Raw genomic sequence first — 26,408 nt, 5'->3', positions numbered from 1 at the left:
ACCTCAGTGGCCGCCGCCAAGCTTGCCTGCCATGCGCTCGCGCATCAGCACGCTGGCATCGTTGAGGCCGATGATGTCGACCTCCTTGCCGTGGTGATGGTATTTCTCCGTGATGGCGTCAAGGACGGCAATCGTTGACGCGTCCCAGAGGTGGGAAGCGTGCATGTCGATGATGACCTTCCGCGGATCGTGTGCGTACTCGAACTGCATGTACAGGTCGTTGGAGGAGGCGAAGAACAGCTCCCCGTCCACTACGTAAGTTGCGACTTCCTCGCCGTTCAGTTCCAGGACCGTTCGCTCCACAGTGACAAAGTGGGCCACCCGCCGGGCAAAGAGCACCATCGCGGTCAGCACGCCGACGCCGACGCCGATCGCGAGATTGTGGGTGGCAACTGTCGCAACCACGGTCACCACCATGACCAGCGTCTCGCTCTTCGGCATCATTTTCAGGGTGGACGGCTTGATGCTGTGCCAGTCGAAGGTTGCGATCGACACGAAGATCATGACGGCCACCAGCGCCGCCATGGGAATGATCGCCACAATGTCGCCCAGGGCCACCACCAGGATGAGTAGGAAGACTCCTGCGAGGAAGGTGGAAATCCGGGTGCGCGCACCGGATGCCTTCACGTTGATCATGGTCTGGCCGATCATCGCGCAGCCGCCCATGCCGCCGAAGAAGCCCGTGACCATATTGGCTGCGCCCTGGCCCCAGCTTTCCCGCGTCTTACTCGAGCGGGTGTCGGTGATGTCATCCACCAGCTTCGCGGTCATCAGTGATTCCAGGAGCCCCACGAGAGCCAAGGCCAGTGCGTACGGGAAAATGATCCGCAGTGTCTCGAGGTTCAGCGGAATGTTGGGAATGAAGAGGGACGGCAGGCTGTCGGGAAGCTCACCCTTGTCGCCAACGGTTGGTACGACGACGGCCGCCAACACTGTGATGAGAGTCAAGACAACAATGGCCACCAGAGGAGCGGGAACGGCAGTAGTGAATCGGGGCAGCCCGAATACAATGAGCAGGCCGAGGGCGGCCAGCGGGTACACGAGCCACGGAACACCGAGAAGCTCCGGCACCTGGGACATGAAGATCAGGATGGCAAGAGCATTGACGAAGCCCACCATGACCTGTCGCGGGATGAACCGCATCAGTTTTGCGACGCCCAGCACGGCCAGCAACACCTGGATCAAGCCGCCGAGGATGACCGCGGCAATGAAGTAGTCCACGCCATGGCTTGCCACCAACGGAGCGATGACCAGCGCCACTGCGCCGGTTGCCGCCGAAATCATCGCCGGTCGACCGCCCAGGAAGGCAATTGTCACGGCCATCGTGAAGGATGCGAACAACCCAAGCCGCGGGTCAACGCCAGCGATGATTGAGAAGGCAATAGCCTCGGGTATCAGCGCCATGGCGACAACCAGCCCGGCCAGGACCTCCGTCTTCAGGAGTCGCGGCGACTTCAGGGTCAGCAGGACTGACTGCCGCTGTTCGGGCGTCAGGGTGGGCTTCGAGCCGAGTGTTGTGGCCACGTGGGCTCCGTTTCACAGGTCGGGAAGGCGCGCCGGCCTTCATGCAGGTTTGACTTCATGCAGGTTTGAAGTGCGCAGCGCTGCACAGGGAAAGTTCCGACCGGGGCGATGGGAGGCCGGGCCTGACCTCAACTCTACTGTGGACTATTCGGCAGTACGGCGGAACGGGACTGCCGCCGCCCACCAGTACAGGGAGGGTGGTTGAAGGGCAAGCCCGTGCGTCGTACGTTCCGTTGAGTCAGGCTAGTCCGTTAAAGAGCACAATCCGGGCCCTGCGAGGGAAGACTTCCCTCTGATGGGCCCGGATTGAACTCGTGTTGCTGGTGAACTACCGGCGGACGCTGCGGTTGCGGCGGCCCGAAAGTGACTCAGCGACGCCGATCAGCAGAACCGCGGCGATCACCGCAAGGATGAAGCCGAGAATGTTCAGCTCAAAGATTCCACCGGTGTGGAAAAAGCTCGCTATCAAACCGCCGATGACGGAGCCGGCAAGTCCCAGCAGCAGGGTCGCGAGCAGTCCCAGGTTCTGCTTACCCGGTTTGATGAGCCGAGCGAGTGCCCCGATAATCAACCCGGCAATGATGAAACCAATCATGATGCCTCCTATAGGTGAGTGTTTCCTCCGAGAACCCTAAGCCTGCTTTCTAGTGAGAGCAACTCGTTGCGGTGGTGCGAGGCCCAATCGCAAAGAAACTGCCCCGAGGTGCAGGGTCGCCGGTTCGAACCGGCGACCCTGCACCCGCGGGCAGTTTCTGAGTGAGGCAGGACGCCCTACCGCTAACGCGCGGCTGGTCCCGTGCTTCCGCGGCGCCTGAGCTCAGGCTGGAACGTGGTGTGCGAGGGCTCATCCCCGCCATCCCCCAGGAGCCGGCGCATCTCGTGCCACGCCTGCTCGCCGATGTCATTGATCGGCACCGCCGCAGTGGTGAGCGGGGGCGTGGTGTAGTTCGCGAACGGGATGTCATCGAACCCGGTGATCGAGATCTCCCCGGGCACATCGATCCCGCGTTCATGCAGGCCGCTCAAGAGCCCCATGGCAACGAGGTCATTGAAGGCCAGTACGCCGGTAGCGCCGGTTCCGAGGACGTTGTCCACCGAGGTGTGCCCGGCCTCGAAGTTCGACCCTCCGGAGAGGACCGTCAGCTGAATCTCCGGGTTGTCCACACGGAACTTCTCCAGCCCCTGCAGGCGTGCCTGGTTGGACGCGCTCCGCTCAGGCCCTTCCAGGAACGCAAGAGTGGTATGGCCGAGCTCCACGAGGTGCGCGGCCAGATCCTGCACGCCCTGCCCGTAGTCGACCACGAGGCTGGGAGTCTCAGTATCCGCCGTCGAGCGGTTGACCAGAACCAGCGGGCGCAGCGACGGAAGGAGCGCCTCCAGTTCTGCCTCGTTCATGCGTGGTGCACAGAGTACGACACCGTCACACCGCCGTCGTGCTTCGCCTGCCAGAATCGATTCCTCGCTGGACACTTCGGAGGAGTCCGCGATGAGCACGCGGTAGCCATCCTGGGCGGCGGCGCGGCTTACTCCGCGGAGCATCCCCTGGAAGGTGGGGTTGGCCAGATCCGGCACGACGACGCCGATGGTGTCGGTCTTGCCCAGCGCCAGGCTCCGCCCCACCGCGTTGGGCTGGTAGTTCAGTTCCGCGGCGGCGCTCCGGACCCGGGCCGCTATGTCCGCGTCCACGGAGAAGTTGCCGTTCATGACGCGCGAGACCGAGGCCAGCGAGACTCCTGCACGCTGCGCGACGTCCGTGATGCCTACCCTGCGGTTGGCTGTTTTCCTGGCCATAGGTTCCTCATCCGGGCTGGAGATCGGCGTACCGGCAACGAATGGTTGACGGGTACGCCGGTGTGTTGATAGAAAGCATATAACCTAATTCAGAAAACGTTTTCTCACAGTTTCCACTGACAGTTACTTCTCACAGTCACGGTGTCGCATCTTCCGCTGATGCAGGTACCCGAAGGAGCCCCATGAGCACCGCCCCCCATACGCTTCCTGCCCAGCAGCAGGCCGATTCGACGTCGGAACCGCGAGATCGCACCCGTCTGGTGATCGTGGGCACCGGCTCGCGGGCGGAAATGTATGTCCGCGCTGCGCTCGGCGATCATGCGTCCTCAGCCGAGCTCGTGGCAATCAGCGACACCAACCCCGGACGGGTGGAGTATTACCTCGATCTCGCCGAGGAACTCTCGGCGGAGACAGACGTCGCGCAGTTTCGCCCGGAGGAGCTGACGCAGTTCATCCGGGACAACGGCATTGACCGCGTCATCGTGACCACACCTGACTACACGCATGCCGATTACATCGTCGAGGCGCTGGAAGCGGGAGCGGACGTCGTCGTCGAAAAGCCGCTCACCATCAATGCCGAGGGCTGCCGCCGGATCTGCGAGGCGATCGAGCGTACCGGCCGCGGCGTCGTCGTGACCTTCAACTACCGGTATTCGCCGCGCAACAGCGCGCTGAAGGAAATTATTCAGAGCGGCGCAATCGGCACCGTGACGTCCATCGACTTCAGCTGGATGCTGGACACCGTCCACGGCGCTGACTACTTCCGACGCTGGCACCGGCAGAAGGAGAACTCCGGCGGGTTGCTGATCCACAAGGCGTCCCATCACTTCGACCTCGTGAACTGGTGGATCGACGACGTCCCTGAGCGCGTTTTCGCCAGCGGTGGGCTGCGCTTCTACGGGGACAGCAACGCTGTTGGGCGCGGGCTGACGGACCGGCCCGAGCGCGGAACCTCAGACTCGGCCGCGGGGGATCCGTTCGCCCTCGACCTGCGCGAGGACGAGAAGCTGAACAACCTCTACTACGCCAACGAACACCACGACGGCTATCAGCGTGACCAGGACGTCTTCGCCCCCGGAATCACCATTGAGGACAACCTTGCCCTGGTGGTGGACTACGCCTCCGGAGCGACCCTCAGCTACTCGCTGAACGCGCACAGCCCCTGGGAGGGCTACCGGGTTGCCGTGAACGGAACGCTGGGCCGCGTTGAACTCGAGGTCGTGGAGCGGGCCGCAGTTTCCGGCAGCACGGATCAAAAGAACGTCGTCGATCCCAGTGCCACACCCGTGCAGGAAGACGACGCCGTCCGGATCAACGGCGAACGCCTCATCCTGCAGCGCCACTGGGAACCCGCCCTCGAAGTGCCGATTGTGAACGGAGAGGGCGGCCACGGCGGCGGTGATGCGCTGCTGCTCACGGACCTCTTCGAGGGCCCCGGCGAGGACCCGCTGGGCAGGCCGTCAGGCTATCTGGACGGTCTGCGCGCCGTCGCCGTCGGTATTGCTGGCAACGCCTCACTCGAATCCTCGCTGCCAGTACGCATCAGCGAACTCGGCCTCGGAGCGGACCTCGGAGCGGACCTCACCGCGAACCGTGCCGCCGACCGCGCGTCCAAGGCCGCGGTGCGCCGTGGCTGAGCGGGCACAGACTACCGTCCTGGTCACGGGAGGCTCCGGCAGGCTGGGCCGAAGTGTGGTGACCGGCCTCGCTGAGGCAGGCTACGACGTCGTCTCCGTGGACCGCGCGCCGGTTCCGGACGGCGTGTTCCCCACTCAGATCCGACAGGAAGCGGCTGACCTGTTGGCTCCCGGCGTTGCGCGTAGCGTGCTGGAAAACCACCGGGCCGACGCCGTGATCCACCTTGCCGCGATCGCCGTGCCCTTCAGTGCGCCGGAGGACGTGATCCTGCAGACCAACAGCCAACTCGCCTTCCAGGTGATGGACGCAGCGACCACCCTCGGCGTCGGCAGGATCATCACCGCGTCAAGCCCCACGGTCCTTGGCTACGGCGCACCCGCCGGTTGGATGCCGGAGGCCTTCCCGCTGAATGAGCAGACAACACCGAAGCCCTGGAACGCGTACGCGCTCTCCAAGCTGCTCGCCGAGCAAACCATGCGCATGTTCGCGGCCGCGCAGGGCGAGCGGATCCGGTACGCCGCATTCCGGCCCTGCTACGTTATCTCGCCGGAGGAATGGGCCGGTGCGCCGACGCAGCAGGGGAACACCGTCGTCGAACGCCTGGATGATCCCGCGCTGTCCGCGCCGGCCATTTTCAACTACGTGGACGCACGGGATGTTGCGGATTTCCTTGATGTGCTGCTGCAGTCCATGGATAGAATCCCGAACGCTGAGACCTTCTTCGTGGGCGCAGCCGATGCACTGGCGCGCGAGCCGCTGTCCGAGCTCATCCCGCGCTACCTCCCCGCGGTGGGTGCGCTCGCCGGGAACCTGCACGGAACCAGCCCGGCCTTCTCGATCGACAAGGCGCGCAAGCTGCTCGGCTGGGAGCCGAAACGTAGCTGGCGTACGGAACTCGTTCCATCGGAGCTCGCTACACCGGAGCTCGCAGCCGCAAGCCAGGAAGCACGGTGAGTCATGCAGTTCAAAGAGGCCATTCCTGCCGCCGGCCGTGAGCTCGTGGGCGCATGAACGTCAAGATCACCGGCCTGTCCTCGCGAGTGGTCACGGCGCCGCTTCGGCGTGCCTGGGGAGCGGACGTGCCGGAAAACCACTTCATCGCGACGACGGTGACCACTGACGACGGCGGTGTGGGACACGGCTTTTCGTGGACGCCCACCATCGGGCCGCAGGCAGTGCTCGCGTTGCTCGAACATGACATCGCCCCCTTTGTGGAGGGCCTATCTGCCCGTGCGGAGGAGGTGTGGGACGCACTCTGGGTCCGGCTCCATGAGGCAGGCGGGGGAGGGCTGACCACCATCGCGATGGCCGGCGTCGACCTTGCGCTGTGGGATCTGGCAGGGAAGCAGGCCGGGTGTTCCGTACCTGACCTGCTGGGCCGCCGTCGGGAAACCGTACCGGTGTATGGATCGGGAGTGAACCTGCACTACACGCTTGAGGAGCTCGTTGAGCAGTCCCAGCGGTGGGTCACGGAAGGCCGGCAGGCGGTCAAGGTGAAGGTGGGTAAGCCGGACCTGCGCGAGGATGCGGAACGGATCGCCGCAGTCCGCGAGGTCATCGGCCCCGACCGCGCACTGATGATCGACGCGAACCAGCGGTGGGACCTGCCCACAACCCTGCGGGCGCTTGAACGGCTGGCGGAGTACGGCCTGCACTGGCTCGAAGAACCGATCCGCGCAGACGATCTCTCTGCCTACCGGCGGCTGCGGCGCTCCTCGCCGGTGCCTATCGCACTGGGTGAAAACGTGCACACCATCTACCGGTTCCGGGACTTTATCGAAGCGGACGCCGTCGACATCATCCAACCCAACATCATCCGCGTCGGTGGAATCACTCCGTTCCGGCGGATCGTCGAGCTTGCCCGGGCCAACAGCATCGCAGTGGCTCCGCACCTGCTTCCGGAGCTTTCCGGGCAGCTTGCCTCCACTCTCGCAGAGACGGCCTGGGTGGAAGCGGTCGACGGCGCCACCATGACTGAGCTGGGTGTCCTCGCCGGTCCGTCGCCGGTCAGCATCACGGAATCCGGGCTTACGGTGACCGGCCAGCCGGGGCTGGGCCTGGAGATCGTACCTAACTCACGGGGCTTTGTGGAGTGCGCGGCCGGCTGACGCGAGGAGCAGATCCACGAGTGTTATCAGCTCCTCCAGTGCCGCTGCCGGGTCCTCGTCCGGGAGGCTTCCCCGCCGCGGGGGCTCACCCTTCTCGATACCAGCGACGACGTCGACGGCCAGCTTCCAGCGAAGTGCAACCGCGGCGTCGAACCCCAGGCGGATGTTCTTGAACGTGACAGTGGGTGCTTCTGCCCTGAGGGCTGTGGAGTAGGTGTCCAGAGCCTCTTCAACCAGCGGCATCACCACGCTCGCGAGGGCATCGCCACGGCGGACCGAGGAGAAAAGCAACGAAGCCAGGTCTGCTCCCACGGGGCCGGGACCGATGGATTCCCAGTCGATCAGAACGGTCCGGCCGCGCGAGTGGAAGACGTTCGCGCCTCCAGCGTCGTGGTGGCAAAGGGTATGCGGAAGCGATTCCAGAATCCCGCGGTAACGGGCTTGGTTGAGGACCAGCTGCTCGGCGGCAGCCAGCCGGTCACCGAGATGGGCGGCTGCGCGTGGGTCCCGGCGACGCAGTGTGGCGAGGCCCTGCTCAATGGCCTCAGGCTGGCTATGGCGGTCAATCCACCCAGAGAAGTACCAGGGTTCTGGGAGCCGGCGCCCGGCCCACAGCCCACCCATACCGCCCAGATCATGCGCTGCGGCGAGGACAGTCTCCGCGTCCAGCGGCCTTGCACCCTCATGGCGGATTTCCTCAAGCCAGAGGGTCATCCCTCCCTCCGCATCACGCAATTTCCCGTGCATCCGTGGTGTGCCGATGCCGGGAGCTATTCCAGCCAGCACTCCGGAGGCGTATGCGTTGACCTCACGCCGTCCGTTGTCAAGAAGGTACGCGGAGGCCAGGGCCGGCCCCGCGGTGCGCTTCTCGATCATGGACCATGCAACGCGTTCACCCCCAACGAGCGCGTGTCCCTGGATTCGGCTCACCGTCCGGTGGGCGAGGAAGGCGTCGTAATCCAGCGGGATCCGCTCGACGTCAGCCAGAGCAGTAACGGGGCCACCCACGGCGTCGGTAACGGCTGCTTTCAGCTCGTAGAGCGCATCGTTCACGGTCACACACTAGCGTCCGGTCCGGGGAATAAGCCCGAGGATGTATGCATTTGCATGTACAACGTCGACCGCCGGGGCCGACCGGAACCTTCCGGAGGATCACCATGACAGCTCACACCACGGGCCTGCACCACGTCACCGCCATTGCGGGTGACCCGCAGGCCAACATTGACTTCTATATCCGCGGACTCGGACTTCGGCTCGTGAAGAAGACGGTCAACTTCGATGACCCGTCCACCTATCACCTCTACTACGGCGACGACGCCGGCCGACCGGGCTCGCTGATGACCTTTTTTCCGTGGGGCCAGGTGGCGCCCGGGCGGATCGGTTCCGGGCAATCCACCACCACCGCCTTCTCGGTACCTGAGGGAAGCCTCGGCTGGTGGCAGAACCACTTCCGCGACCTCGGCGTGGAGTCCTCCATCTCGCGGACGTCCGCGGATGAGGAAAGGCTTTCGTTGCGTGATCCCGACGGGCTCCAGCTTGACCTCGTGGCCTCCTCGACCTCCGATCCACGCAACCCCTGGGACTCGTCCTTTGTCCCCGCCGAGCACGCCGTCCGCGGACAGCACTCATCCGTGCTGACGGTTACGGACCCCGAGCACACCCTGCGCGTCCTCACCGAAGACCTCGGGCTGCGAATCTCCGACGAGTCTCCCGGACGCACCCGTCTACAAGCAGGCGACGGCGGCCCAGGCAATATTGTCGACGTTCTTGCCGATCCTGCCGGGCCCTACGGACTCGTGGCGGGCGGAACCGTGCACCACATCGCCTTCCGGGTTCCGGATAAAGCCACGCAGGAGCTGTGGCGGCAGGATCTCGTTGAGCGTGGGTTCGCCGTGACAGCGATTCTCGACCGTCAGTACTTCACCTCGATCTATTTCCGGGAGCCTGGCGGAGTGCTTTTCGAAATTGCAACGGACACTCCGGGCTTCAACGTCGATGAGCCGCTCCTGGAACTCGGGCGCTCACTGAAGCTGCCGCCGTGGCTCGAGCCCTCGCGCGAGGACATCGAAGCCTCGGTGGCGCGTATCGAGGTTCCGGAAGACAACAACACGCTTGCCGAAGGCGAGGCCAGTGACGCGGCTACCGTCCCGTCCGGGCAGCCCGGAGGCGTCGCCTGATGACCACACCGCAGCTCACCGACTGGCCGCACCTCTACCGCGAGGGTGATTCCGGGCGCCCACTCCTCCTGATGCTGCACGGCACCGGCTCACACGAAGAGGACATTGCGGCCCTCGCGGCGCAGCTGGATCCGGCCGCAGCGGTGCTTGCGCCACGCGGCAGGGTGCAGGAGAACGGCATGCTGCGCTGGTTCGCCCGGCGCGCGGAGGGAGTGTTCGACGTCGACGACGTCATCCTCCGTGCCGGTGAACTGGCCGGTTTCATCGCTGAGGCACGGGAACACTATGACGTCGGCAACCGGGAGATCATCGCCGTCGGCTTCTCCAATGGTGCCAACATCGCGCTGGCAACGGCGATGCTGCACCCGGAAGCGCTGAACCGCGTGGTTGCGTTCTCGGGCATGTACCCGTTCGGTGAGCGGAGCACGGAGGTTTCCCTCTCCGGCAGCCGGTTCATCGTGCTGAACGGGCGGTCAGACCCGATGGCGCCGCTGAGCAGCGTTGCCACGCTGATGTCCGAGCTGGAACGGCAGGGCGCCGACGTCGAACAGGTTCTTCGGGAGGGCGGTCACGGTATCGATCGCGCAGACCTGGAAGCGGCGGTTGACTGGCTGGGCCGCCGCTGACCTCCAGGAACTGCATCGAATATCAGGAACTTTTGCGCAGCTCTGGTGGGTTCCACGGCGCTGGAACCCACCGGAGCTGCGCAAAAGTTCCCTAGATCTCGAGGGTCATTGGCCGCTGCAGGCCGTTCACCTCGACCGTCGGCCAGCGCTCGTCGACGCTGAGCACCCGGATCCCTTCGGCAGTGAGCAGCACGGTGTCTTCGATCTTCACTCCGGGGCCGGACGGGTTCCAGGTGAACGCCTGATTGGGCACCACCTTGTCATCCGTCGACGCCGTAACCCGCGGATCCCTGCCCGCATAGCCGGCGGGGCCGCCCTGATGGTGCAGCCGCCACTGATCCGGCCCGAAGCCGTGAGCGGCATAGGAACTGTGGATGACCTCGAAGATTCCGTCCAACCGCGCACCCGGCACGGTTGCCGCGAAAATGTCAGCCTCCACGGCAGCAATGCGTGCTTCGGCGTCGCGCTCGGCGGCCGTTGACCCGTCAAACCGGACCCAACGCGTGACGTTCGCAACCATTCCCCGACGCCGCGCGCACACGACCGCCATCGCCCGCCGACCCAATGGCGACGACGTCGGCAGCGGGTGCCGGAAAGCCGACCGCTCACGCCCATTGCAGAGCAGAACCAGTGGCTCAGCGCCCATGGCGATGACCCGCGCGCCCAGTTCAGCGGCGATGTCCCGTTCCGGTGTATGCGGCCTGGCAGCGGAGAGCACATCGGTCAGCGCACCCGCGACCTCCCTGTTCAGTTCTGTGTACTGCTCCACTTCCACGGGAAGCAGCGACTGCCTCGCGTCGCGCAGCTCCCGCCGCACGCTCGCCTCATCCAGCGGCTGCGACGGGGACAGCCGGCTCATCACCTCGTGCATGGATCCGTGCCAGGGAACAGGATGAACGACGACGTCGGCCGGCAGCTCCTCGCGGATCAGCCGGTCCGCTTCGTTATTGAACGTAACCAGGTGGTCCCGTTCGCGGTCAACGAGCAGCATGGCGATGGGATCCCCCGCGAGGCTGATGTGCAGACGGCTCCCGCCCAGGTACCACGTCATCGCCGTGTTGCTGGTCAACAGCAAGGAGTCATGGCCTGTGCGGTCAAGGATCTCAAGAACCCTGCCGCGCTTGATGGCGCCCTCGTCGACAGAGTCGTCGACGCGCGCGGCAGTTGGCTCCGCAGTTGGAGCCGAAAACATCTCAAGGCCGGGGGCTGAAGTGGTGGTCATGGGTGCCTTTCTTCGGCCGCAAAGGTGCGGACGGCGTCAGGAGTCAGGGTGCGGGCGGCGTCAGGAGTCAGAGCGCCGTCGGCAATGAGGATGGTGACGGAGCGGGTCAGGGGAGCCTCGCGCGTGGTGGTGACCGGCCGGTCCCAGGCGAGGGTAAGCCCCACCCCGGGGTAACCCTCGGCCCTCACGAACCAGGGGTCGATCGCGTTGTCGTTGGGCAAGAAGAGGAGCGTAGCGGGCCGCCTGCTGAAGGTGCCACTCCAGTTCCTGCAGCTCGACGCCGTCGAACACTTGAGCGCGGCGCACCGTGACGGGCGGTGCGGGGATGGGTGCGGGTACGCCGAGGGCTTGGGCAAGACTGGCGCTCGCGGTGTTGTGTCCCTCGTGTCTACCGAGTTGCCGCAGAGCTGCGGGCCAGTCCTCGAAGCCGGCGATCGGGCTCGGGGTTGGCGTCATCGACGGTCCGCGGAGCATGAGGTGGGCCGGGCCACGAACCCGGCGGCCGGGTCTCCCAGGACCATCATTGACCATCTGCCGAGAATGAGCCGGGCCAGTCCTCGAGGCGAATTCGCCTGATCCGGCGCACCTCGCCGAGAGTTCCCCATTCGTCCCGGCCGAGGCGGGACAACGGTTCGAGTAGATCCACACGGGGGTGATCGCCGTCGAGCACCTGTTCGGAGACGGCTGCGTGGACCACCTCACCCAGGATCAGCGTGCAGTTCCCGACGGGAATGAGACTGTGCAGACGGCACTCCAGCGCAACGGGAGATTCGTATACGCGCGGAGTGCTGATCAGGGTGCTCGCCTCGCGTTGCACGCCAGCGGCGTCGAACTCGCTCACCTCCGGCTCGAACGCGGTGCCCGTTGCGTTGACGCGCTCGAACAGGTTCTCCGGCGTGAAGTTCACGGTGAATTCGCCGCTTGCACGGATGTTTCGCAGGCTGTCCTTCTCGCCGACAGACGTGAACTGGATGATCGGCGGGTCTGTTGACGCGACGGTGAAGAAGGAATGCGGTGCGAGGTTGTCCACACCGTTCTCCGACCGCGACGCCACCCACGCTATGGGCCGCGGCACAACCGTCGCTGTCAGTAGCTTGTAGAAGGCGGCGGCTGAGTGCTGGTCGCGATAGAAGTCCCTGCGCATGTACCGAGCCTAAGGTGCGGCGGTGCAGCATCCCACTGGATTGCGGGTTCCACTGGGAATGTCTGGACACTCCCAGTGAAGCCCGTCTTTGAGTGGGACGCTCGGCATCAAGCACGCGAGGGAAGGCTTGCAAGCAGTTCATCAAGGCGCTCGTAGCCCTCGGTCATGCCGCCTTCCATGCCGGACTGCGCCATGCCGTCCCGGGCCTCCTGGGAGGGATAAACGGAATGGCCGACGAGCTTGCAACGCCCGCCGCCCAGGTCCTCAAAGGTCAGGAACTCAATGCTGACGACGTCGGGATAGCCGAGAAACTCAAAGGTCTGGATAGCGAACTCGTTGTCCCGCACGGTGTGGAACACGCCGCTGAAGTCATAGCGCTCACCGTCCGGGCTGACATGGGTGTAGCGGTAGCTGCCGCCGGTGCGGAAATCATAGTGGTCGATCTCCGCCTTCATTCCGCGAGGCCCGAGCCAGTTCGCGATCATCGCGGGATCCCGGTGCGCTTCGAAGACGGCTTCGACCGGGAAATCGAACTCCCGCTCGACGTCAATGTAGGGAACGCCTTCCGGCACGGAAAGCTTCAGTGGATTGCTCATGGTTGGTCCTTGGGTGAATGGCCATCTCTGGCCTGAGATCCGAGTAGATCATCGAGTGCGCGGAACTGGCTCTCACGGGTAAGCCTGTATTGGTCAATCCACGCGGTGAGCGACTCCAGCCGTGCGGGGTTCAGGTGCACGGGGCGACGCTGGGCATCACGCGAGCGGGTTACCAGTTCAGCCTGTTCAAGGACCTGAATGTGCCTGGAGATTGCCTGCTTGGTGATGTTGAACGGTGCAGCCAACTCGTTGACGGTTGCCGGGCCCCGGCTGAGATGAGCGATGATGCTGCGGCGCGCCGGGTCTGCCAGAGCCATGAAGGCCCGATCCAGACGATCAGCGTCCACGTCCATGGTCAACTATTTCCTTTATCAACAAATTGGTTGAATACAACGGTAGACCTGCCGCGTCACGGAGTCAAGGATCGTTCCCGGCACCGGGGCGGACGCAGGGGCCTTACCTCGTGAGCAGTGTCTCAAGATCCAGTGGTGCTGACCCGGTGAGTTCCTGCACCGCCGTCGTCGTCCGTTCCAGCTGGCCGGAGGCAATCGCCGTGTAAGTGCTGACCCACGCGTCCAGCTGCCAGTCCGGCACACCATAAGAGGCGCGCGAGGCATAGGCTTCCTCGACCGTCTCCTCCTCGTAGCGGGTTGCCCGGCCGGTCACCCGCGTGATGATTGCGGCAACCTCGCTGAGCGAGAGGGCTTCGGGGCCGGTGAGATCCCAGGTCCGCCCTACGTGCGCCTGCGGATTTCCAAGCACGACGACGGCGGCACGCGCCACGTCTGTCCGTGCCACTGCTGCCACCCGGCCGTCGCCGGCAGGTCCGCGCAGTACGCCTTCGTTCCCAGCGAAGAGGGGCAAAACATCGAGGTAGAAGTTGTCGCGAAGGAATGTGTAGGCCATTCCGGAGTTGCGGATGTGCTCCTCCGTTGCCCAGTGGTCCCGGCCCAGCGTGAAGGTTGCGTCCGGCGCGGCGGCAAGGAAGGAGGTGTAGACGATGTGCTGAATACCGGCTTCGGCGGCGGCATCGATGAAGGTACGGTGCTGATCCACGCGGTCCTCGGCTTCGGCGCCGGACACCATGAACAGCACCTCACTCCCGCGCAGCGCCTCAACCGCGGCCTCCCGCTCGGCGTAGCTGGCCTGGGCAAGCTTCGCTCCCGGCAGATCGGGCGCCCGCGCCGGGTCCCGAACAATGAGTTTCTGTTCATATCCTGCGCTGGACAGGAGGCGGGCTACTTCGCCGCCGACGTGTCCGGTTGAGCCGGTAACTGCGAGTCGTGGAGTCATGTTGGGTGAAGCGCGCGATCAAGCAACAATATTCCGAATTCACCCTGACTTTCCCGCAGCGAAACATGGACGACGAAGGGACGTCGTCCGTCATCCCTACCGTGGAGCGGTGTCCAGACTCTATGTCGCAATCGGTGATTCCTTCACGGAGGGAGTGGGGGACTGGGACTCCCGCTATCCCAACGGCGTCCGTGGCTGGGCGGATCGTGTGGCCAAACAGCTGAGCAAAAAAGACCCAAGCTGGCGCTACGCCAATCTCGCGATCAGGAGCAAGCGGCTTCGGCAGATCGTCGACGAACAACTGCAGCCTGCGCTTGACCTTCACCCTACTGTTGTCAGTGTGTACGCCGGCGGAAACGACATTCTCGAACTGCGCGCCAGCATCACCCCGCTCATGGAGACCTACGAGGAAATGGTGTCGCGTATTGCGGCGGCTGGTGCCCGCCCGCTCCTCTTCACGGGCTTTGACGTGCGGCTCCACCCGGTCCTCGAACCGATGCGACGCCGGAACTGGATCTACAACGACCACGTCCGCCGGATCGCCGAGACGTACGGCGCACTCCTTGTGGATTACTGGTGCTTCGATGAGTATCACGACCCGCGTTTCTGGGACATCGACCGGCTCCACATGTCACCGGCAGGCCACAGGAACATGGCCGCCCACGTACTGCGCGAGCTCGGCATCGACCACACGCTCACGTCCAAGCCCCTGCGTCCCCGGCAGCGGCTGACCATGACCGAGCTGCTCCGCCGGGAATCAGCGTGGTGGGGCGAGTGGGTGATCCCGATGTTCGGACGGCGCCTGCGCAACGTGACCCTCGGAGATTACCTTGAACCGCGTTGGCCGGTGCCCATCCGCCCCGCAGACGGGTTGAAGCGGCTGGCAGCTGAACATGCCGCACGCCGTGCGTGCAGGGACTAGCACGACGTGCTTTGGCCTCTTTTCCGTACACTGGATTGATCATGACTTTCATCAACAAGTACCGCACCCCGATTGTCTGGCTCGTCGTTATCGCCATGGTGGCCTCCATCGGAGCCGGCTTCTTCGTCACCATTTTCTAGAGCTACTTTCGCTGCACTCACCACAGGCGGCCGGCACCCGGAACCTGAATCCGCAGCCACCGGTATCCGTAGGCGGGAAGTTCCACCGTGAGCGTCTCGCCCGGCTGGATTTCCGCGCGGGTGTCCTCGAGCAGGTCCGTGAGGATGCCGCCACCGCTCGGCACATCGCCGTCGTTCAGTTTTACCGACACTTCGGCGGGCTCGGCCGCAAAGTTGTGGAAGATGAACAGGGAGTTCTCCTCCCAATCACAACGGTGGGCCAGCACAGCGGGGTTGGGGGTGTCGATCAGCGAAAAGGTTCCCCAGCCCAGCTCAGGGCATTCCCGGTAGCGGCGGATCAGGATGCCCATGAAGCTGAGCAGGGAAGACGGATCCCGCCTTGCGGCCACCACGTTGACTTGGCCGGGCCCAAAATCGCCTTCCACGAGAGGTGCCACCAGCTTGTCCGGCGGCGCGGAGGAGAAGCCTGCGCTGTCCTCATCTGTCCATTGCATCGGGGTGCGTACTGCCAGCCGGCCCTCGGCTGCCAGGTTCTCGCCCATCCCGATCTCCTCGCCGTAGAAGAGCACCGGCGTCCCGGGTAGGGAAAACAGCAGCGAATACACCATGCGGATACGCTGCGGATCCCCGCCCAGCATGGGAGGGAGCCGCCGCTTGAGGCCGCGGCCGTACACCTGCATGTTCTTCTCAGGTCCGAAGGCGTCGAAAACTTCCTGCCGTTCGGAGTCCAGCAGTTTGTCCAGGGTCAGCTCGTCGTGGTTCCGGACAAATGTGGCCCACTGGCTGTCGGGATCGATCGAGGGCCGGTCCGCGAGAGTACGTGCCAGCGCGCGCGCATCGCCCCGGGCCAAGGACAGGTACATCTGCTGCATGGTCACGAAGTCGAACTGCATGTTGAGCTCATCAGCGGCATCCCCGAAGAACTCAACCTGCTGCTCATAGGGCAGATTGACCTCACCGAGAAGCACCGCGTCACCGGTGCGCCGGGAGAGGAACCGGCGGAGGTTGCGCAGGTAGTCGTGCGGATCCCCGGCCTGATGATCAATGCCCTTCGTCTCGAGGAAGAACGGCACAGCGTCCACGCGGAATCCCGAAAGGCTGAGTTCCAGCCAGAAGCCCATTGCCTTGGCGATCTCGTCGCGGACGATGGGATTCGAAACATTGAGGTCCGGCTGGTGCGAATAGAAGCGGTGCAGATACCACTCACCCGTCTTCCGGTCCTTGCTCCAGATGGAGTTCTCCTTGTCCGGAAACACCACCTCGCTGGAGGTATCCGGCGGCGGGTCTGATCGCCAGACATAGAAGTCGCGGTAGGGGTTGTCCTTCGAGGATCGGGCCTGTGTGAACCAGGGATGCTGGTCTGAGGTGTGATTGACCACCAGATCCGCAATGACGCGCATCCCGCGGTCCTTGGCAGTACGGATGAACTCCACCAGATCGCCGAGGGAGCCCAGCCGCCCATCTACGCCGTAGAAGTCCACGATGTCGTACCCATCATCACGCTGCGGCGAAGGATAGAACGGCATCAGCCAGATGCACGTAATGCCGAGTTCGGCGAGATAATCCAACCGCTGGGCAGCACCGGCGAAGTCACCCACGCCGTCGCCGTCGGAATCACAGAACGTCTCGATGTCGAGGCAATAGATGACGGCGTTCTTCCACCAGAGGTCCGAGGTGTCCGTGACGCGCATCAGCGGACCTCCGGCAGGACATGCTCGGCAAAGGCCTCAATAAACGGCTTCTGCTCCGTCCCCACGTAGTGCAGGTACAGCTCATCGAAGCCGAGGTCTGCGAACTCCCGCAATCGTTGGGCATGGACCGCGAGATCTGCTGAGATTTGTACGGTGCTTCGAAGCTGCTCCTCGGTGACTTCCCGGGTTGCCTCCTCGAAGTCGGACGGGCGGGCGAGATCCCACGTAGTGGGTGGGGTCAGAGAGTTTGACCCCCATTGGACGCGCGCCACCTCGAGAGCTTCATCCTCGGTAGGTGCCCAGGAGAGGTGTACCTGAAGGATGAGTTTGCCCTGGCCGCCGTTGCTCCGGTAAGCAGTGATCATTTCCGTCAGCTTCTCGTGCGGCTGGTTCACGGTCACCAGTCCGTCAGCCCAACCGGCGCTCCGCGCCGCGGTTTCGACACTCACGGCCGGGGCTATCAAGGGTGGCTTGACCTCCGGCGCATCCCAGAGCCGCGCCTGTTCTGCGGTGACCAGGCCGCGGTGGGTAACCTCCTCGCCGTCGTGCATTCGGCGGATGATGTCTATGCACTCCTCCAGGCGCTGCTGTCGGATCTCTTTGGCGGGCCAGGAATCGCCCGTGATGTGTTCGTTCAGATTCTCCCCGCTGCCCAGCGCTGCCCAGAAACGGCCGGGAAACATGCTCGCCAGCGTGCCGCTTGCCTGCGCGATTATGGCGGGGTGGTAGCGCTGGCCGGGGGCAGTGACGACGCCGAAGCGCAGGTTGGTGGTGGCAAGCGCGGCTCCCAGCCATGACCAGGCAAAACCTGAGTGACCCTGGACCGCGGACCACGGTTCAAAGTGGTCGGAGCACATAGCGGCGTCGAAACCAGCCTGCGCAGCGAACTGCACATCGGCGAGGAGCTGTGCGGGGGCTATCTGTTCGTGTGAGGCGTGAAATCCGATGAGGGGCATGCGCGGACCTTTCCATTGGCGGCTCTTGAACGGGTGAACCGGTCCGTCCTAGTGTGATCAGTAGGCTTAGCAATATGTGTCGAGCCTAGCTGTACGGCAGAGAGCCCCTCAAGGGTGCTGCCCAAACTTCCATATGTACCAGGAGGAAAGCATGAGCGATCAGTACACCTTCCAGAACCCTGTGACCCGGTTTCCCGAGATCTCTCCGCCCAAGCAGGACCAGCCGGAGCCTGGGCTCGACCAGCAGCTTGAACCACAAAGCGACCGCGGGGAGGAGTCGTACCGCGGCACCGGCCGTTTGGAAGGCAGGAAGGCGTTGATCACGGGAGCGGATTCCGGGATCGGCGCCGCCGTGGCTATCGCCTTCGCTCGGGAAGGCGCCGACGTCGCGCTCTCCTACCTCCCGGAGGAAGAGGCGGACGCCGAAGAGATTGTGCGCCTGATTGAAGAGTGCGGCCGCACGGCGGTAAAGCTGCCCGGCGACATCAAGGACGGCGAGTTCTGCAAGGAACTGGTGACAAGCGCGGTGGAGGGCCTGGGCGGCCTCGACATCCTCGTCAACAACGCGGGCAAGCAGATCGCGGTGGAGCGGCTTGAGGACATCGACGACGAGCAGCTTGACCACACGTTCAAGACGAACATCTACTCGTTCTTCCGCATCACCCGGGAAGCGCTGAAGCACCTGCCGGCCGGGTCGAGCATCATCAACACCACGTCGATCCAGGCCTACAACCCGTCGCCCACCCTCCTCGACTACGCCAGCACCAAAGCTGCAATCAACAACTTCACCAAGGGCCTCGCCCAGCAGTTGGCGCCGCGCGGCATCCGCGTGAACGCCGTCGCGCCCGGTCCTTTCTGGACACCGCTGCAGGTCTCGGATGGGCAGCCGAAGGATGCTCTGCCCGAGTTCGGAAAGTCCACCCCGCTGGGACGTGCCGGCCAGCCCACCGAGCTCGCGCCCGCGTATGTCTTCCTTGCGTCGCCCGAGTCGAGTTACGTGCTTGGCGAAACCCTGAACGTCAACGGTGGGAGCCCGACGCCGTAACCCGGCTTGTGCGAGCCGCTGTGGGGCCGCTCTGTAGCATCGGGAGAAGAGAGCATCCGGAGTGATTCCCGGGCGGGGCCGTCTCAGTCGGGGAAACGGGACGGCCCCGCTCGGGGGGGCTCTGGCAATGCCAGTGCCGGCAGGAGGAGAAGGTGGTCTCGCCCTCCTCTGTCCTGCGCCTTCACTATGGCGAGCGCACCTTGGGAAATTCTTGGGACGCCTTCGCAGCGAAAATAAGTGTGCTTATTACTTCCCTTCCGTCGGGGGCTCGGGTTAGCGTCGAAAAACGAGGTTCCGCGCTCTCCAGCCCGGACAGATGAGTTGGCCGAACAGATCCGGAGCCACAATCACGGAGGTATCCCCGTGTTCTTTCACAAGCAGGAACTACAGTTCAAATCCACACCCGACAAGCCAGATGCCGTGTACGCGAGGAAGCTGCAGGAGGTTCTCGGCGGGCAATACGGCGAGATCACCGTGGCGATGCAGTACAGCTTCCAGGCGTGGAACACGCACATTCCGGGCAAGTACCGCGACTTGCTGTTCGGGATCGGATCGGAAGAATTCGGCCACGTCGAGATGCTGGCGACCATGATCGCCCAGCTGCTGGAGAAGGCGCCTCTGGGTATCACCGACGACGCCGTCCAGTCCGATCCGGCGATTGCCGCCGTCGTCGGTGGTACTGACATGCAACAGGCGATTGTCGCCGGCGCCGGCGCGCGGCCGGTGGATAGCATGGGCAACCCCTGGTCCGGCAGCTACATCACCGCGAGCGGCAATCTGCTGGCTGACTTCACGGCCAACGCCAACGCTGAGATGCAGGGCCGTCTGCAGGTTGCCCGGCTCTACCACATGACCGACGACCACGGCATCCGGGACATGCTCTCCTTTCTCCTCGCGCGTGACACCATGCACCAGAACCAGTGGATCGCAGCGGCTCGTGAGTTGCAGGAAGAAGGCTCGGAGAACCTTCCTGTGCCGAGCAATTTCCCCCTCAAGAAAGAGGAACGAAGCGTGTCCTACCAGTACCAGAACTTCTCCGATGGGAAAGCGGCCGCCGAGGGTTCCTGGGCGTCCGGTCCTGCACCGGACGGCAAGGGCGAATTCACGTACCACGACGGACCCACGACATCGGCGCCCATGCCGCCGCCCACCCATCCGGATTCTCGGTTCTACGGAACGACTGAACTGCCGAACACCATGGAGAAGATGGCCGGGAGCATGCAGGACAAGCTGAACAAGGAGTAGGTTTCTACCTTCGGTTGAACAGCCCGTCATGCCTTGCGTGGCGGGCTGTTCCGCGTGCGCACGTCTTAAAATGAACAGCAGGCTTAGTACTATGGTGGTGATGGGGACGACGTCGTCGGCCCACCGGGTAGAAAGGGGTTTGCCATGAAGAGTCCTGAACCACGCGGGGTCGCCAGCGCGGCATTGTTGGAGTTGCTCCCGCAGGCACCGGAGGGTGAGGGCATCGAAGCCCTTCACAAGGCAGTGCGTGCCGGGCTTGCCAGTTCTGCCGGAATACTGGCGGATGAAGACCTTCAGCTGACCCTCTTTTGCCTCTATGAGCTGCATTACGGCGGCATCGACGGAGCGCACTCCGACTGGGAGTGGGAACCCGGCCTTCTTGCGGTCCGCCGGGAGATGGAGCGGGACTTTGAAGCTGCCCTCCGCGCCGCCGTGGAGCTTCCCTCGCTGGAGCCGCGTGACAGCGAGGGCGTGACAGCCGTTCTGTTCGAGCTCACCGCGGGTGATACTGGACCGAGCGTGTCCCGGTTCGTTGCGAAGAAGGCAAGCCTTGAACAGGCGCAGGAGTTCCTGATCCACAAATCGGTCTACCAGCTCAAGGAAGGCGATCCGCACACCTGGGCCATCCCGCGGCTGAAGGGGCGCGCCAAGGCGGCAATGGTGGAAATCCAGGCGGATGAGTACGGCGGCGGGCGGCCGGACCGCATGCACTCGGCGCTCTTCGCGCGCACCATGCGCGGCGTGGGACTTGATGACACCTACGGCCGCTACGTTGACGCTGTGCCGGCCCTGACCCTCGCATCCTCCAACATGATGTCCCTGTTTGGGCTGCACAGGCGGCTGCGCGGCGCCATTGTGGGGCATCTCGCAGCGTATGAGATGACCTCGTCCCAGCCCAACCGCCTGTATGGCAACGGGTTCCGGCGGCTCGGATTCGACGAGGACGTGACCTGGTACTTCGACGAACACGTCGAGGCCGACGCCGTCCACGAGCAGATCGCTGGGCGGGACCTCGCGGGCGGATTGGTGGAGGCCGAGCCGGAACTGCTCGAGGACGTCTACTTCGGAGCAACGGCTGCCCTCACCCTCGACGGCATGCTGGGCAAGCACATCATCGCCAGCTGGGAGAAAGGTGAATCGTCCCTCCGGGTAACCGCGCCCGTTCCGGTATGACACTGCCCGCAGCAACCTACATCCTGCCCCTGCGGTGGACTGGGGACTGCGGCCTGGCCGCGCTCGCTGTATATCTCGGAGAGGTTGCGCAGCAGGCTGAGGTGCTCGTAGTGGACGGATCGCCGGCTGAACTGTTCCACCGGCATGCAGCGGCCCTGCCGCCGGCGGTTCGCCACCTCCGGCCCCGGTTCACCTGCCGCAATGGAAAAAGTGGCGGGGGTGCTGACCGGACTGGCAGAGGCCTCCTATGAACGGATCATCATTGCCGACGACGACGTCCGCTACGATCCGCCTGCGTTCCGGCGGATGCTGGAGTTGCTTGAGGACGCCGACGCCGTCCGTCCCCAAAACTACTTCCTCGCCCTTCCGTGGCATGCCCGCTGGGATACCGGGCGAACGCTGCTCAACCGCGCCCTGGGCTCCGATTTCCCGGGCACCCTGGGCGTCCGGCGCTCCACCCTGAAAGCCACTGACGGCTATGACGGCGACGTCCTGTTCGAAAACCTCGAGCTCCTGCGCACGGTGCGGGCCGCCGGTGGGAAGGAAATTCGCGCGGATGACCTGTTTGTCGGGAGAGTCCCGCCTCCCGTCCGTCATTTCCGCCGGCAACGGATCCGGCAGGCCTACGATGACTTCGCCCAGCCGCCGCGGCTCCTCCTCGAGCTGTTCCTGCTTCCCGCGCTGTTCCTGCTGGTGCGCCGCTATGGTGCGCTTGCCGTCTCGGCGGTTGCCGCCGTCGTCATCGGTTTGGCAGAGACAGGACGACGACGGCGGGGCGGCAGGCTGGTTTTCCCGGCGACAGCCTCCCTGTGGGCACCGGCGTGGATGGCTGAGCGAATGCTGACCGTCTGGGCGGCCCTGTTTCTTCGCCTGACCGGCGGGATTCCCTACGCCGGATCGAAACTGGCGAAGGCCGGGAACTCACTGCGCTTTCTGAGGCGTAGACACGCGGAAGTAAGGCTGCCGGGCCACAGCGTGCTCTTGTGGGGCCCGGCGGGCTTCGCTACCGTCAAAGAGGACCCATCGATAAGCGCGCTGGTTCCGTCCGGCAACCAACACGCCCAGCAATCTTCACCGAGACACTGGAGGCGAGTGCATGACCAAGAAGGACCGCATAGCTGAACCATGGGGCACGCGGACCCCATATGCGTCGGGTGAGCAGTGGCCCGTACGGGTGGACATGCACTTGGAGGAAGGCCTGAGCGCTGCGAACGTCGATCGCTGGGTGCAGACTGCGTCCATTCTTCACTCCAATGGTGATGCACTCGACATTGCCGTGAAGGATGACCGTATCGCCGGAGTTCGCGGGAGGGCTGATGATCGTGTCAACCACGGGCGACTTGGGCCCAAGGACCTGTATGGCTGGCAGGCCAACTCGTCTCCTGACCGGCTGACCAAACCGCTCATCCGCAAGCGCGGCAAGCTTGTCGAGACGGACTGGGACACCGCGATGGACAGGATCGTGGGGAAAACCTGGGACCTGCTCGACGAGCAGGGAGCCAGCGCAATCGGCTTCTACACCACAGGCCAGCTGTTCGCTGAAGAATACTACACCCTCGGCATCGTCGCCCATGGCGGACTCGGCACCAACCACGTGGACGGCAACACGCGCCTGTGCACTGCCACTGCGGCCGCCGCCCTCAAGGAATCGTTCGCGTGTGATGGCCAGCCCGGTTCCTACACGGACATTGATCACGCCGATGTGATCGCACTCTACGGCCACAACATGGCAGAGACGCAGACGGTGCTCTGGACGCGGGTCCTTGACCGCCTTGCCGGTCCCAACCCGCCGCAGATCATCTGCGTGGATCCCCGCCTGACCCCGGTGGCCAAGGCGGCAACGGTACACCTCGCTCCGCGCCCGGGGACCAACGTGGCCCTCATGAACGGGCTGCTCCACGAGATCATCGAGAACGGTTGGATCGATTCCGACTACATCGAGGCGCATGCAGTCGGCTTCAGCGAACTCGAGAAGCGGGTCAAGGAATACCCGCCGGAGGTTGTGGAACACATCTGTGATGTGCCGGCTGACAAGATCCGGGAAGCTGCACGGATCATCGGACAGGCCGAAAGGCTGCTCTCCACTGTGTTGCAGGGCTTCTATCAGTCCAACCAGGCCACGGCCGCAGCCGTTCAGGTCAACAACATCAACATCATCCGTGGAATGCTGGGCAAGCCCGGCTGCGGAATCCTGCAGATGAACGGCCAGCCAACCGCTCAGAACACCCGCGAGTGCGGCGGTGACGGGGACTTTCCCGCATTCCGCAACTGGTCCAATGACGCCCACGTGAAGGATCTCGCGAAGGTCTGGAACGTGGAACCCATGCAGATTCCGCACTACTCGCCGCCGACGCACGTAATGCAGATGATGCGCTACGTCGAGGACGGATCCATCCGCATGCTCTGGGTCAGCGGAACTAACCCGGCTGTGTCACTCCCGGAACTGCAGCGGGTGCGTTCAATGTTGACGCAGGACCGCCTGTTCCTGGTGGTGCAGGACATCTTCCTGTCCGAGACCGCGCAGCTGGCTGACGTTGTCCTTCCTGCGGCCACGTGGGGAGAGAAGACCGGTACCTTCACCAATGTGGACCGTACGGTGCACCTCTCTGAGAAGGCCGTCGATCCGCCAGGGGAGGCCAAGCCCGACCTCGACATCTTTCTCGACTACGCGCGCCGGCTGGACCTCCGCGACAAGGACGGCCAGCCGCTGGTCAAATGGCATGACCCGGAATCCGCATTCGAGGCCTGGAAGGAATGCACGCGTGGCCGTCCGTGCGACTACACCGGCATTACCTATGAAAAGCTCCGCGGAGGCTCGGGAATCCAGTGGCCCTGCAATGAGGAGAACCCGGAGGGTTCCGAACGAATCTATGCCGACGGCAAGTTCTGGAGTTCGCCGGAGTACTGCGAGAGTTACGGGCGTGACCTCGTGACCGGTGCGCCGCTTGAACCCGACGAGTACAAAGCCATGAATCCTGAGGGCAAGGCGATCATCAAGGCGGCTGAATACATGCCGCCGCATGAGATCCCAAGCGAGAAGTACCCATTCCAGCTCATTACCGGCCGAACCCTCTACCACTTCCATACCCGGACCAAGACGGCGCGAGCTCCGCAGCTCCAGGCCCCCGCTCCCGAGGTATGGGTGGAGATGTCAGACCACGATGCCAAGGCGTTCGGTATCTCAGAGGGAGATCAGACCCGTGTGTCCACGCCACGCGGGTCTGTTGAGGCGAAGGTGAGGATCAGCGGCATCCGCGACGGCGTGCTGTTCCTGCCGTTCCACTACGGCTACTGGGACACGGACGGGGGTCATAAGCCGGACAAGGCCGGTCGGGCGGCAAATGAGCTGACAATCACTGACTGGGATCCGGCGTCGAAACAGCCGATCTTCAAAACGGCGGCAGCAACCATCCGGAAGCTCAAATCCGGCAAAGGGCATTCGGCAGCGCCGACAACGACGGCGTCTGCTCCCGTCCGCCCGATCGGGTGGGAAACGAAGGGCTCGCATAACGCCGAGGCCCAGGAGACGCTGAATGGCGCTGGTACGGGAGGGCAACGATGAAGATCGGTCTGGTACTCCACGAGCTGCATCGCTCGGAGAATGACCTGGCACTTGAACTGCTGCAGGTCTCCGAACGCAACAAGGTGGATCATGAGATCTACCACCTGGGCAGGGACCTCGCGAGGTGGTCACAGGACCACGTCCGGGAGATCGCCGAGATCGGCAGGAACTACGGCCAGAAGCTTGATCCCGAACCGCGGCAGGAGTTCAACCTGGCTGAGAAAGTTCGCGAGGCAGGCAGCGATATTCTCGGGCGGCGGAGCGCCCCGGCATTGTTGATGCTGCGTGACCTGCGGGAAATCTATATGAAGGCATCCGGTGTATCAGCGGACTGGGAGATGCTCGCCCAGGCCGCGCAGGGGATCAAGCACACGGATCTCCTCGACGTGACGAAGCGGTGCCATCCCCAGACGCTGCGGCAGATGCGCTGGGCCAACGCCATGTTGAAGGTGAACTCTACGCAGGCGCTGATCAGCTAATCCGCCCAAGAAATTGTGCAGCTCCGGTGGGCCGACATCGTCGGATCCCACCGGAGCTGCACAAAACTTGCCCTTGCGCTACCGGTTGTCGATGGCGTCGTAATCCGTGCGGTCGATCTTGCGGTGATACCGCATACCGGCCAGGCCACCCAGCACCGCACCGGCCAACGCTGCAAGCAGCGCCACAACGACGGCGATGATGCCGGCCGTGGTGAGCGTGCCCTCATTCAGGGGCAGGCGGGGGAAGCTGTTCAGGTTGGCCAGGACATCGAACTGCGATCCGAAAATCAGGCCGAGAATGGCAACGAGGATGGCAATGATGATGGCCCACAGCCACACTGCAATGCCCTGCTTGGCGCCGTTGAAGCGGGCCATGCGCCCTGCAACGTATCCGCCGCAGTAGTAGGCGACGAGCAGTATGACAAGCAGGATGATCGCACTTGTGATTCCGACCGTCTGGGCACTCTGTGATGCCTGGTTGGTTGCCTCATTCAGGCTGGTGTTGGTCGACAGGCCGAACGCCGCGCCTGCAGCCGCTACCAGTGCGGTGAGAATGACAGCCATGCCGGTGGCTGTCAGCCAGCCGAAGAAGGCGGCGCCGAACTTCATGCCGCCGAACGTCTCTTTCTCGCGCTGGTGAAGCGCATCCCGCTCCGCTCCGACGGGAACCGGCGTGACGGCGCGGTCGCGGTCATAATCCCGATTGGCGTCGGGATCGAGGTCCCTTCCACGACGGTCGTGGTCCTTCCGGTCACTGGTGTGTGACACGGGTACGGCCGCTGTGTGGCTCGAGCGGTCATCGCGCTGGGAGCGGTCGTCAACGCCGTCGTTATTGCGGTCAACGTCCATCGCCCGGGTCTCGGCCTCTGGCGTGCGCGCGTCGGAGCGCCGGGAATCACCGGCGTCCAGAGGGGCGGACTCATCCGCATGTTTGGGGCGGTAGTCCCGATCGTTGTTCCCTGTTCCTGGTGTACTCATGGTGCCTCCTGATGTCAGGGCCCTAAGGCGACTTCATAAGCAACCTTAGTATTACGACGTTGTGCATACAAGGGCGCCGCTCCGCGCGGTGGCATGCT

25 protein-coding genes are annotated in these 26,408 nt (G+C 64.1%); 12 read left to right on the top strand and 13 right to left on the bottom strand.

Features of this window, described 5'->3' with window-relative positions:
* Positions 1–3 precede the first annotated feature (3 nt).
* The 3 genes from AC1MBU_RS00690 to AC1MBU_RS00680 all read right to left on the bottom strand — a co-directional run bounded on the left by AC1MBU_RS00690 (position 4) and on the right by AC1MBU_RS00680 (position 3,315).
* Positions 4–1,494: a SulP family inorganic anion transporter gene (locus tag AC1MBU_RS00690; protein ID WP_277359303.1), complete on the bottom strand. Its 1,491-nt coding sequence runs from the start codon at positions 1,492–1,494 to the stop codon at positions 4–6.
* Between the two features lie 358 nt (positions 1,495–1,852).
* The gene (locus AC1MBU_RS00685) at positions 1,853–2,119 is read right to left on the bottom strand and encodes a GlsB/YeaQ/YmgE family stress response membrane protein (protein WP_056545113.1); all 267 of its coding nucleotides are present in this window, start codon (positions 2,117–2,119) and stop codon (positions 1,853–1,855) included.
* 182 nt (positions 2,120–2,301) lie between these two features.
* The gene (locus tag AC1MBU_RS00680) at positions 2,302–3,315 is read right to left on the bottom strand and encodes a LacI family DNA-binding transcriptional regulator (RefSeq protein WP_479788146.1); all 1,014 of its coding nucleotides are present in this window, start codon (positions 3,313–3,315) and stop codon (positions 2,302–2,304) included.
* Between the two features lie 182 nt (positions 3,316–3,497).
* On the opposite strand from AC1MBU_RS00680, the gene AC1MBU_RS00675 reads away from it, so the two are divergent.
* Genes AC1MBU_RS00675 through AC1MBU_RS00665 form a run of 3 tightly spaced genes read left to right on the top strand, consistent with a single transcriptional unit; the run spans position 3,498 to position 7,061 of the window.
* Complete coding sequence (locus AC1MBU_RS00675; protein ID WP_479788143.1) at positions 3,498–4,952, top strand: Gfo/Idh/MocA family protein; 1,455 nt, start codon at positions 3,498–3,500, stop codon at positions 4,950–4,952.
* Positions 4,945–5,907 (top strand): NAD-dependent epimerase/dehydratase family protein, encoded by a 963-nt coding sequence (locus tag AC1MBU_RS00670; RefSeq protein WP_471672359.1) that lies wholly within the window; start codon positions 4,945–4,947, stop codon positions 5,905–5,907. The genes AC1MBU_RS00675 and AC1MBU_RS00670 overlap by 8 nt, the downstream gene beginning before the upstream one ends.
* Positions 5,908–5,960: 53 nt before the next feature.
* Entirely contained in the window at positions 5,961–7,061 is a 1,101-nt protein-coding gene (locus AC1MBU_RS00665) for a mandelate racemase/muconate lactonizing enzyme family protein (RefSeq protein WP_479788140.1), read from the top strand.
* On the opposite strand, the gene AC1MBU_RS00660 is transcribed toward AC1MBU_RS00665, so the two are convergent.
* A complete protein-coding gene (locus AC1MBU_RS00660; protein ID WP_346027616.1) occupies positions 7,029–8,114 on the bottom strand; it encodes a phosphotransferase family protein in 1,086 nt (361 codons plus the stop codon). The two genes, AC1MBU_RS00665 and AC1MBU_RS00660, sit on opposite strands and share 33 nt — an antisense overlap.
* A gap of 104 nt (positions 8,115–8,218) precedes the next feature.
* On the opposite strand from AC1MBU_RS00660, the gene AC1MBU_RS00655 reads away from it, so the two are divergent.
* Positions 8,219–9,238: a ring-cleaving dioxygenase gene (locus AC1MBU_RS00655; protein ID WP_479788137.1), complete on the top strand. Its 1,020-nt coding sequence runs from the start codon at positions 8,219–8,221 to the stop codon at positions 9,236–9,238.
* The gene (locus AC1MBU_RS00650) at positions 9,238–9,864 is read left to right on the top strand and encodes an alpha/beta hydrolase (RefSeq protein ID WP_479788133.1); all 627 of its coding nucleotides are present in this window, start codon (positions 9,238–9,240) and stop codon (positions 9,862–9,864) included. Before AC1MBU_RS00655 ends, AC1MBU_RS00650 begins: the two co-directional genes overlap by 1 nt.
* A gap of 91 nt (positions 9,865–9,955) precedes the next feature.
* Here the strand turns inward: AC1MBU_RS00650 and AC1MBU_RS00645 are convergent, their stop codons facing one another.
* From AC1MBU_RS00645 to AC1MBU_RS00620, 6 genes are all read right to left on the bottom strand, one after another.
* The gene (locus AC1MBU_RS00645) at positions 9,956–11,086 is read right to left on the bottom strand and encodes a M24 family metallopeptidase (RefSeq protein ID WP_479788131.1); all 1,131 of its coding nucleotides are present in this window, start codon (positions 11,084–11,086) and stop codon (positions 9,956–9,958) included.
* On the bottom strand, positions 11,083–11,307 hold the full coding sequence (locus AC1MBU_RS00640) for a DUF6807 family protein (RefSeq protein WP_479788129.1): 225 nt from the start codon (positions 11,305–11,307) through the stop codon (positions 11,083–11,085). The genes AC1MBU_RS00645 and AC1MBU_RS00640 overlap by 4 nt, the downstream gene beginning before the upstream one ends.
* A gap of 299 nt (positions 11,308–11,606) precedes the next feature.
* Positions 11,607–12,230: a flavin reductase family protein gene (locus AC1MBU_RS00635; protein WP_479788127.1), complete on the bottom strand. Its 624-nt coding sequence runs from the start codon at positions 12,228–12,230 to the stop codon at positions 11,607–11,609.
* Positions 12,231–12,337: 107 nt separating this feature from the next.
* Positions 12,338–12,826 (bottom strand): SRPBCC family protein, encoded by a 489-nt coding sequence (locus tag AC1MBU_RS00630; protein WP_056545077.1) that lies wholly within the window; start codon positions 12,824–12,826, stop codon positions 12,338–12,340.
* Positions 12,823–13,179: an ArsR/SmtB family transcription factor gene (locus AC1MBU_RS00625; RefSeq protein ID WP_277358902.1), complete on the bottom strand. Its 357-nt coding sequence runs from the start codon at positions 13,177–13,179 to the stop codon at positions 12,823–12,825. The genes AC1MBU_RS00630 and AC1MBU_RS00625 overlap by 4 nt, the downstream gene beginning before the upstream one ends.
* Before the next feature lie 103 nt (positions 13,180–13,282).
* Positions 13,283–14,119: an SDR family oxidoreductase gene (locus tag AC1MBU_RS00620; RefSeq protein ID WP_479788123.1), complete on the bottom strand. Its 837-nt coding sequence runs from the start codon at positions 14,117–14,119 to the stop codon at positions 13,283–13,285.
* 109 nt (positions 14,120–14,228) lie between these two features.
* On the opposite strand from AC1MBU_RS00620, the gene AC1MBU_RS00615 reads away from it, so the two are divergent.
* Positions 14,229–15,041 carry an SGNH/GDSL hydrolase family protein gene (locus AC1MBU_RS00615; RefSeq protein ID WP_479788121.1) on the top strand — a complete coding sequence of 271 codons (813 nt, stop codon included), beginning with the start codon at positions 14,229–14,231 and terminating at the stop codon, positions 15,039–15,041.
* A 157-nt stretch (positions 15,042–15,198) separates the two neighbouring features.
* Here AC1MBU_RS00615 and AC1MBU_RS00610 read toward each other — a convergent pair whose 3' ends face one another.
* Entirely contained in the window at positions 15,199–16,872 is a 1,674-nt protein-coding gene (locus AC1MBU_RS00610; protein ID WP_479788119.1) for an alpha-amylase family protein, read from the bottom strand.
* Positions 16,872–17,828 (bottom strand): TIGR03885 family FMN-dependent LLM class oxidoreductase, encoded by a 957-nt coding sequence (locus AC1MBU_RS00605; RefSeq protein WP_277358906.1) that lies wholly within the window; start codon positions 17,826–17,828, stop codon positions 16,872–16,874. Before AC1MBU_RS00605 ends, AC1MBU_RS00610 begins: the two co-directional genes overlap by 1 nt.
* A 151-nt stretch (positions 17,829–17,979) precedes the next feature.
* On the opposite strand from AC1MBU_RS00605, the gene AC1MBU_RS00600 reads away from it, so the two are divergent.
* The 6 genes from AC1MBU_RS00600 (at position 17,980) to AC1MBU_RS00575 (ending at position 25,332) form a co-directional block, all read left to right on the top strand.
* Positions 17,980–18,873, top strand: coding sequence for an SDR family oxidoreductase (locus tag AC1MBU_RS00600; protein ID WP_479788117.1), 894 nt, complete (start codon positions 17,980–17,982; stop codon positions 18,871–18,873).
* Positions 18,874–19,236: 363 nt separating this feature from the next.
* A complete protein-coding gene (locus AC1MBU_RS00595) occupies positions 19,237–20,118 on the top strand; it encodes a manganese catalase (protein WP_471672347.1) in 882 nt (293 codons plus the stop codon).
* A 144-nt stretch (positions 20,119–20,262) separates the two neighbouring features.
* Positions 20,263–21,291: an iron-containing redox enzyme family protein gene (locus AC1MBU_RS00590; RefSeq protein WP_471672346.1), complete on the top strand. Its 1,029-nt coding sequence runs from the start codon at positions 20,263–20,265 to the stop codon at positions 21,289–21,291.
* 201 nt (positions 21,292–21,492) lie between these two features.
* Positions 21,493–22,413 (top strand): glycosyltransferase family 2 protein, encoded by a 921-nt coding sequence (locus AC1MBU_RS00585; protein ID WP_479788114.1) that lies wholly within the window; start codon positions 21,493–21,495, stop codon positions 22,411–22,413.
* Positions 22,388–24,853 (top strand): molybdopterin oxidoreductase family protein, encoded by a 2,466-nt coding sequence (locus AC1MBU_RS00580; protein ID WP_479788112.1) that lies wholly within the window; start codon positions 22,388–22,390, stop codon positions 24,851–24,853. The genes AC1MBU_RS00585 and AC1MBU_RS00580 overlap by 26 nt, the downstream gene beginning before the upstream one ends.
* Positions 24,850–25,332, top strand: coding sequence for a hypothetical protein (locus AC1MBU_RS00575; RefSeq protein ID WP_471672343.1), 483 nt, complete (start codon positions 24,850–24,852; stop codon positions 25,330–25,332). Before AC1MBU_RS00580 ends, AC1MBU_RS00575 begins: the two co-directional genes overlap by 4 nt.
* A 78-nt stretch (positions 25,333–25,410) precedes the next feature.
* On the opposite strand, the gene AC1MBU_RS00570 is transcribed toward AC1MBU_RS00575, so the two are convergent.
* The gene (locus tag AC1MBU_RS00570; protein ID WP_277358913.1) at positions 25,411–26,310 is read right to left on the bottom strand and encodes a hypothetical protein; all 900 of its coding nucleotides are present in this window, start codon (positions 26,308–26,310) and stop codon (positions 25,411–25,413) included.
* Positions 26,311–26,408 lie beyond the last annotated feature (98 nt).

This window comes from Arthrobacter sp. PTI12 (genome assembly GCF_056679915.1).
This window is presented reverse-complemented; position numbering and strand designations above follow the sequence as displayed.

What these genes read in the sequence shown, in the direction of transcription:
- AC1MBU_RS00675 (WP_479788143.1), top strand. Translation starts at nt 3,498, where the DNA reads ATGAGCACCGCCCCCCATACGCTTCCTGCCCAGCAGCAGGCCGATTCG.
- AC1MBU_RS00600 (WP_479788117.1), top strand. Translation starts at nt 17,980, where the DNA reads ATGAGCGATCAGTACACCTTCCAGAACCCTGTGACCCGGTTTCCCGAG.
- AC1MBU_RS00680 (WP_479788146.1), bottom strand. Translation starts at nt 3,315, where the DNA reads ATGGCCAGGAAAACAGCCAACCGCAGGGTAGGCATCACGGACGTCGCG.
- AC1MBU_RS00570 (WP_277358913.1), bottom strand. Translation starts at nt 26,310, where the DNA reads ATGAGTACACCAGGAACAGGGAACAACGATCGGGACTACCGCCCCAAA.
- AC1MBU_RS00590 (WP_471672346.1), top strand. Translation starts at nt 20,263, where the DNA reads ATGAAGAGTCCTGAACCACGCGGGGTCGCCAGCGCGGCATTGTTGGAG.
- AC1MBU_RS00605 (WP_277358906.1), bottom strand. Translation starts at nt 17,828, where the DNA reads ATGCCCCTCATCGGATTTCACGCCTCACACGAACAGATAGCCCCCGCA.
- AC1MBU_RS00575 (WP_471672343.1), top strand. Translation starts at nt 24,850, where the DNA reads ATGAAGATCGGTCTGGTACTCCACGAGCTGCATCGCTCGGAGAATGAC.
- AC1MBU_RS00625 (WP_277358902.1), bottom strand. Translation starts at nt 13,179, where the DNA reads ATGGACGTGGACGCTGATCGTCTGGATCGGGCCTTCATGGCTCTGGCA.
- AC1MBU_RS00635 (WP_479788127.1), bottom strand. Translation starts at nt 12,230, where the DNA reads ATGCGCAGGGACTTCTATCGCGACCAGCACTCAGCCGCCGCCTTCTAC.
- AC1MBU_RS00665 (WP_479788140.1), top strand. Translation starts at nt 5,961, where the DNA reads ATGAACGTCAAGATCACCGGCCTGTCCTCGCGAGTGGTCACGGCGCCG.
- AC1MBU_RS00630 (WP_056545077.1), bottom strand. Translation starts at nt 12,826, where the DNA reads ATGAGCAATCCACTGAAGCTTTCCGTGCCGGAAGGCGTTCCCTACATT.
- AC1MBU_RS00650 (WP_479788133.1), top strand. Translation starts at nt 9,238, where the DNA reads ATGACCACACCGCAGCTCACCGACTGGCCGCACCTCTACCGCGAGGGT.
- AC1MBU_RS00610 (WP_479788119.1), bottom strand. Translation starts at nt 16,872, where the DNA reads ATGCGCGTCACGGACACCTCGGACCTCTGGTGGAAGAACGCCGTCATC.
- AC1MBU_RS00585 (WP_479788114.1), top strand. Translation starts at nt 21,493, where the DNA reads ATGGAAAAAGTGGCGGGGGTGCTGACCGGACTGGCAGAGGCCTCCTAT.
- AC1MBU_RS00645 (WP_479788131.1), bottom strand. Translation starts at nt 11,086, where the DNA reads ATGACCACCACTTCAGCCCCCGGCCTTGAGATGTTTTCGGCTCCAACT.
- AC1MBU_RS00685 (WP_056545113.1), bottom strand. Translation starts at nt 2,119, where the DNA reads ATGATTGGTTTCATCATTGCCGGGTTGATTATCGGGGCACTCGCTCGG.
- AC1MBU_RS00655 (WP_479788137.1), top strand. Translation starts at nt 8,219, where the DNA reads ATGACAGCTCACACCACGGGCCTGCACCACGTCACCGCCATTGCGGGT.
- AC1MBU_RS00580 (WP_479788112.1), top strand. Translation starts at nt 22,388, where the DNA reads ATGACCAAGAAGGACCGCATAGCTGAACCATGGGGCACGCGGACCCCA.
- AC1MBU_RS00620 (WP_479788123.1), bottom strand. Translation starts at nt 14,119, where the DNA reads ATGACTCCACGACTCGCAGTTACCGGCTCAACCGGACACGTCGGCGGC.